This window comes from Rubritalea sp. (assembly GCF_039830215.1).
Lineage (GTDB): Bacteria > Verrucomicrobiota > Verrucomicrobiia > Verrucomicrobiales > Akkermansiaceae > Rubritalea.
In genome coordinates, this window is record NZ_JBDOPO010000181.1 from 1 (window position 1) to 6,247 (window position 6,247).

Here is a 6,247-nt window from a genome sequence, read left to right on the forward strand (position 1 = left end):
GGACCAACTCGATAGCCGAGCTTCAAGCGTGAAGAGCGGGTTGAGCCAATCTGGTGCTGCCCCCACTAGAGCTATCAGCAGGTAAGATCTAAACGACAGCGGTTCTTGTGATTTCAACTTCCTCTACAAGTAAACCCCTAATACCGGTAACAAGACATGAGTGACAGTCCCCATTTGAAGCTAATAAATAAGAGCCCTCATTGCAGACAAAGCAAAAAGTGCCATAATGGTTCCGCTCATAAACAAGCAACGTCCAACTCCATACCTACTTTGATTTCCTAACGAGATTGACTGTACCCCGGCACATGACCACTCGCCGCACTTCACTTGTGGAAGCTTGCTATAAAATAGTAAAACAGCTCCGACACTGTACCACAATATAGAAATTGAGCACAGGGGCTGCAAACTACAAAACCGAGCACTCATAGCATCCTGACGACAATAAAAATTGAAGGGACCAGTAAAATGGGCAAAACCAATAACATTGGATTACCAATAACTTCACCACTAGGGAAAGAATGTTTCGCTGAAGATCTCACTCAGCAAACATACCAACCTTACAATGGTGCACTAATATAATGTTATTAGTACTCATCAACACTAGCAACATCACCCTCGGACAATGGGAGATCGGCCAATAAAAGTCCTTGAGGTACAACTGTCATAGAAGAAATATAGCCCTCCTCGCCATTCTCGTTCTGAACATGCAAGTAGCTGCCGTCTATACCCAACACATTCAACACAAGCCCTTGGCTTAAGTATTGCTGTGGTCTGGTACCACCTTTTGGGTACTTAGAATAAAGCGGGCTCTTAGGTTGTGCCACCTCGATATAGTCACCGACATGATAAGCTCCATCGAAGGACTCAGAAGTTTCAGTAGTCCTTGGCGTAACAAATGAACTAGATCCCCCGCCGTGATTCCAATAGTTTACGCCATCCAGTGGATTCAAAGCCGTTGCTCCGGGAATGGAGATTGGAGCTTCGGGATCAACTAAACTACAACTCGCTACAAATACACAGGCTGTAGCCGACAAGAGAGAACAAATGAGGGAATGCATAATCTCTAATATTGCACACCTTAGAAGATGTGGTCAAACACATAGATAACGAACTAATTACAGCTATCAAATGCGATAAAAAAATGCGCATCAGCTAAGCTGTTGCGCACCCTTACTATTAGAGAATTAGTCAGTTAAATTCCAATCTCATCACTATAAACATCCACGTCTGGGATAGATGCACCATCTCGGATATTAGCCAATGTACGCTGGCTTCCACGGCGCGTGCTCGGTCCTGCCACTTTCTTCTTCACTGCATCAGCCACGCACGGCGCAATCGCTGCGAGCCCAAGACAAAAGAGAGACGCTGCCACAGGACGGCGCGCACTTCGGTGCATCATATCTCCCAAGAAAATACCAGCAGCCGCACCAAATAATGCAGGCGCTGCAGCAGATGATTTATCAACCCATTTCTTTGAATTTTCACTTTGTCCGTAATCCATGGATTCAAAGTAATCTCTATCAGCTCCAAAAAAAAGCTCAAATCTTCTACTTTTCTTATTTTCTAGTCAGCCGATACATAGCAAGTTTAGGTCATGGCTAAAACTTACGCACTAATCCTCGCTGGCGGCAGCGGCACCAGATTCTGGCCGCTTTCCCGTGACGCAAAACCTAAGCAACTCCTAAACCTTTTAGGTAGTACGACTTTACTCAACCAAACCATTGCTAGACTTGAAGGATTGATCCCGAAAGAAAACATTCTAATTCTAACTAACGAAATTCAGATTGAAACAGTTAGAGAAGTCGCCAGCGAACTACCTAAAGAAAATATTTTCGCTGAGCCTGCCAAGCGAGACACAGCGCCAGCTGTTGCGCTAGGCGTTGGACTCATCGCAGCACGTGACCCAGAGGCAACGATGATCGTCCTCCCCGCTGACCAATTGATCGATGATATTGCGAACTTTCACGATGTGCTCTCTGATGCCATCACCACAGCTCAGCAGACCGAGTCACTCATAACTATCGGCATCAAGCCAACTTGGGCCTGCCCATCGTACGGCTATGTCGAACGTGGAACACCGAGTGCTCTTGCCCCAGCCGGGATCAAAAACATTCCACATGACGTCACCTGCTTTAGAGAAAAGCCTGCGCCAGAGCTAGCTGAAACCTTCATCAAACAAGGTAACTTCACTTGGAACGCAGGAATGTTTATCTGGTCCATTCCCACAGTAGTCCACGATCTTGAACTTCACGCTCCTGAGCTTGCTGGTTTTATTGCCAACCTCATGGCGTCAGATGACATCCAGTCAACAGTTGCTGACCAATTCTCAAAACTCACTCCAATCTCTATCGACTACGCGCTCATGGAGAAAGCCGCACGCGTGCTCAATATCGAAGCTAGCTTCGACTGGGATGACGTTGGGTCTTGGGTTTCCGTCGCCAAATACCTAGATGACGCTGAAAACGACAATAAGTCTAACAGCCCTTTAAAAGTCGTAGAAAGCCATAACAACATTGTTTTCACAGAGGCAAAAACCACTCAAGTGGCCATGCTTGGTGTGAGCGACCTCATAGTCGTACAAACCAGTGACTCCATCTTGATTGCTAACCGCCATCAGGCCGATGACATCAAAAAACTTGTAGCTAAGCTACCTAAAGAACTTACCTAGCGTGTCTAAAACGCTCTCACCATCTTGGGCTTCACAGTTCTATTACTGGCTAAGCGAGAGAGAGTCTCAATGAAAGGCACACCTTTGGTTAGCCTGCGAATTAAAGGGTGCCCACTGTATTTGGAAAACAGCAGTCCTATAGTCCACCAGCACACGCATGTTTATAGTGCTACTTAGCGAGGCTAAGATCTTAAGCACCGTTATGTAACAATGATAAAACAGCTTACATTTCCCACTTAGTATGCCAAATGGCGTCCGTCAAACATCAGAAATGTTTTTCATTAGTTTGGGTTACCCTCTCGGATGAAATTGCTGATGTAGTCCTTTTAGGCGTTTGTGATCCACATGGGTGTAGATCTGCGTGGTAGAAATATCAGCATGCCCTAACATCTCTTGAATCACCCGTAAGTCAGCACCATTCTCAAGAAGATGAGTAGCAAAGCAATGTCGTAATAAATGCGGGTACATCTTCGCTTCTATCCCTGCATTACTGGCTCGTTGTTTCACGATCGATCTTACTCGGTCAGTACTTAGAGCACCCCCCCTCACAGAAATAAAGAGATGTGAACTCGTGTTCGAAGTTACCAAATCCCCTCGTTCGGAACGTAGATACATCTCTATCGCATTTCGAGCGGCATTCCCCACCGGCACCAGGCGTACCTTATTCCCCTTACCCGTGACTCGCACCACGGCCTCTTCGCTATCATAGTGCTCTAATCTCAGTTGACAGATTTCTGATAGACGAAGCCCTGATGCATAAAACAATTCCAATAAAGCACGGTCGCGTTTCCCAAGCCGCTTCATGGTATCTATCGACTCTAGCAACGAAATCAGAACCTCAGCAGGAACAGTATCCGGCAAATGATCTTCCGCTTTAGGTGCAATCAAAGACTCAGCCACATCTGCAACAATAGAGCCTTTGCTTGAAAGGTAGCGGAAAAACACTTTGAGATGGACCACTAAAATCCTCAAAGACGAATTTCCTAGCGACTCTGCCTTACGCTTTGCTAAAAAGTTAGCCAACTCATCGGTGCCAATATCCCCAAGTGAGTACCCCCGATCGAGTGCCCAATCATACAAAGCACCCAAACTCTGCCTCACTGAGGCCTGATAGGACTTGGAGAGACCTCGTTCGACCGCAAGGTGCATGATAAATTTCTCAATCTCCCCATCCATATAAATGTTACTTGATCGCTGCCAATATTTTCTCGTGAATCCCACCGAATCCACCATTGCTTAAAACAGCAACGACATCTCCAGATTTTGCTTCGCTCGAAACATGTGCCACAATCTCGTCTACAGATTCAAAGAACCAAGCAGGTGTTCCAGTCGCACATACATCTGTGATCAATTTCTTGGGAGACAATCGATCGCCTTCAGCTACTTTTTCTGGGTCCGGAACACCGGCTACCACTGCCTTGTCCGCATTTGCTAGAGCACTTGCCAACTCGTCCTGGAAAATATTTCGCCTTGTCGTGTTAGAGCGAGGCTCAAAAACAACCCAGAGGTTATTTGGGGAATACTTCTGACGCAACGCATCAATCGCTAGATCAATTGCTGTTGGGTGGTGGGCAAAGTCATCAACAACTTTCACACCACTTTTTTCGCCGCGCAGTTGCTGACGCCTAGCAATTCCCTCGAAGCTCATAAGACCATCACGAATAGCATCAGAAGAAATCCCAACAAAGAGTGCTGAGCACACAGCCATAGCGGCATTACGCACGTTGAACTCACCAGACATAGGAATAGAATAGCGCTCACCGTGCATACTGAAGTAGCTCAACTCACCCGCATATTCGACATCTTCGATTTGCACATCACAGCTCTTAGAAAAACCGACAGACTGAATGGGAGCCGGTGCACCCTCAGCTACTTCTAAACAATTCGCATCATCACCGTTGATGTAAGCCACACCTGAGCGCGGTACGATGTTGAGTAATCGGCGAAATGTAAGCTTAATTTCGTCCAATGAATCATAAATATCTGCATGATCAAACTCGATATTATTCACCACAACCACCTCTGGTAGGTAGTGCAAAAACTTAGAACGCTTATCAAAGAAAGCTGTGTCGTATTCATCCCCTTCCAACACTACAAAATCTGACTCAGTGAAGCGTGCTCCTTGACCTAGATTCGAAGGAATCCCACCAATCATATGGCTAGGGTTCACACCTGCAGAATCTAACAACCACGCTAGAATTGATGATGTTGTCGTCTTTCCATGGGTACCTGAAACCACTAAATTCCTTTTGCCTCTCAAAAAATGTTCTTTTAGGACCTCAGGTAAGGACACGTAGAGCAACTTTCGGTCTAGAGCCTCTTCGGCCTCCTCGTTACCGCGGCTAACCGCATTCCCAATGACGATGACATCCGTGTCCTCAGGGATATGATCTGCAGCAAAACCTGCCGTTATTTCCACCCCTTGTGACTCTAAAAAAGTTGACATGGGTGGGTACACATTTTCGTCTGAACCTGTAATTATGTACCCGCGCTTCTTCATCGCCGCTGCTACTGATCCCATTGCGGTCCCGCATACTCCCACAAAGTGGAAATTCTTCCTGTCGCTCATATTGCTTATTCCTCTAAAATGATGGTGCAGCGACCATGCCGCTGTCTGTTTCCTCCTGACGGGTCAGGAGAATTCGATCCGCAATATCAGTCACCATTTGCTCTAAAATCAATCGTAAATGACTGCCAGGGCGATAATCGGCTGGTGCTATGTTTCGCACACGGTCAGATCTCGAGCTAAGTTGGTAACATTTCTTGAAGCTTCTTCGACTTTTATCCTTCGGGTTATACACAGCAATGGCATTTCCGCCATTGCGTTTCATCACGGTAAAACACGGAACATCAGTAGGGCCGTCCCCTAAATATATCATGTTAGAAAATGGAATAGGGCGCAACTCCTTAGGCATGTGATCATTGACGTCTTGGTCGTGATTCAACAGCCCTTTGTTAATTCTAAATAAGTACTGAGTCTTGGTCGTGTGGGAAATTGCCCTCTTCGGAAAACTAATCACGCCCCTTTCATCCTCAGCATACTCACAGCCGTAAATTTGCTTAAAATGCTTCGCAATTGCACACCCATCCATCAGAGCCTTTAATCCTGAGGATACGATGTAATGCTCAATCTTGATCCCCGCTGAATGGTGCGCTTCACTCAAACAGGCGCCATCAATTTCATCTAACATTTCAGGTAAGCCGGGAAAAAATGTGAGATTTCGCCCCAACTCAGTAAGACGAGCGTTAGAAACTCCATCCATAGCCAACACATCTAACAAGCATTTCAGATAGGCTAACTCCCCGTCCCATTTTTGTTCAGTCACAAGTGCATTGCACTTGTCCCAAAAAGAAGGAGGGTTGATTCCAAACTCTGGGAAAATCACATCATCCTGCATGAAACTCGGACTAAGCGTTTGGTCGTAATCGTAAACAAGCGCAATTGTACTTTGGGGTATGGCCATAAATGTAATAACTTAATAATAGACTAACCCATACTGTGGCAATCTTATTTGCGAATCAACGAGCAATCGCCGCGAAATACAATAACCTTATCCTATCACTCTGTTTGTCCTAACT

6 protein-coding genes are annotated in these 6,247 nt (G+C 45.9%); 1 reads left to right on the top strand and 5 read right to left on the bottom strand.

Translation table 11 applies throughout. From position 1 onward, the window contains the following. Positions 1 to 584: 584 nt before the first annotated feature. Together ABGY95_RS06120 and ABGY95_RS06125 are read right to left on the bottom strand one after the other, a co-directional pair. Positions 585 to 1,058, bottom strand: a complete 474-nt coding sequence (locus ABGY95_RS06120) for a hypothetical protein (RefSeq protein WP_347440811.1) — start codon at positions 1,056 to 1,058, stop codon at positions 585 to 587. A 134-nt stretch (positions 1,059 to 1,192) separates the two neighbouring features. Beyond that, entirely contained in the window at positions 1,193 to 1,501 is a 309-nt protein-coding gene (locus ABGY95_RS06125; protein ID WP_347440812.1) for a hypothetical protein, read from the bottom strand. Between the two features lie 93 nt (positions 1,502 to 1,594). Between ABGY95_RS06125 and ABGY95_RS06130 the strand changes: the two genes are divergently transcribed. Beyond that, positions 1,595 to 2,668 (top strand): mannose-1-phosphate guanylyltransferase, encoded by a 1,074-nt coding sequence (locus ABGY95_RS06130; protein ID WP_347440813.1) that lies wholly within the window; start codon positions 1,595 to 1,597, stop codon positions 2,666 to 2,668. Positions 2,669 to 2,959: 291 nt separating this feature from the next. Here ABGY95_RS06130 and ABGY95_RS06135 read toward each other — a convergent pair whose 3' ends face one another. The 3 genes from ABGY95_RS06135 to ABGY95_RS06145 are packed head-to-tail and all read right to left on the bottom strand — an operon-like array spanning position 2,960 to position 6,132. Further along, entirely contained in the window at positions 2,960 to 3,844 is an 885-nt protein-coding gene (locus ABGY95_RS06135) for a tyrosine recombinase (protein ID WP_347440814.1), read from the bottom strand. Positions 3,845 to 3,851: 7 nt separating this feature from the next. Then, complete coding sequence (gene mpl / locus ABGY95_RS06140) at positions 3,852 to 5,237, bottom strand: UDP-N-acetylmuramate:L-alanyl-gamma-D-glutamyl-meso-diaminopimelate ligase (protein ID WP_347440815.1); 1,386 nt, start codon at positions 5,235 to 5,237, stop codon at positions 3,852 to 3,854. Positions 5,238 to 5,250: 13 nt separating this feature from the next. Further along, complete coding sequence (locus ABGY95_RS06145) at positions 5,251 to 6,132, bottom strand: HAD family hydrolase (protein ID WP_347440816.1); 882 nt, start codon at positions 6,130 to 6,132, stop codon at positions 5,251 to 5,253. Positions 6,133 to 6,247: the final 115 nt, after the last annotated feature.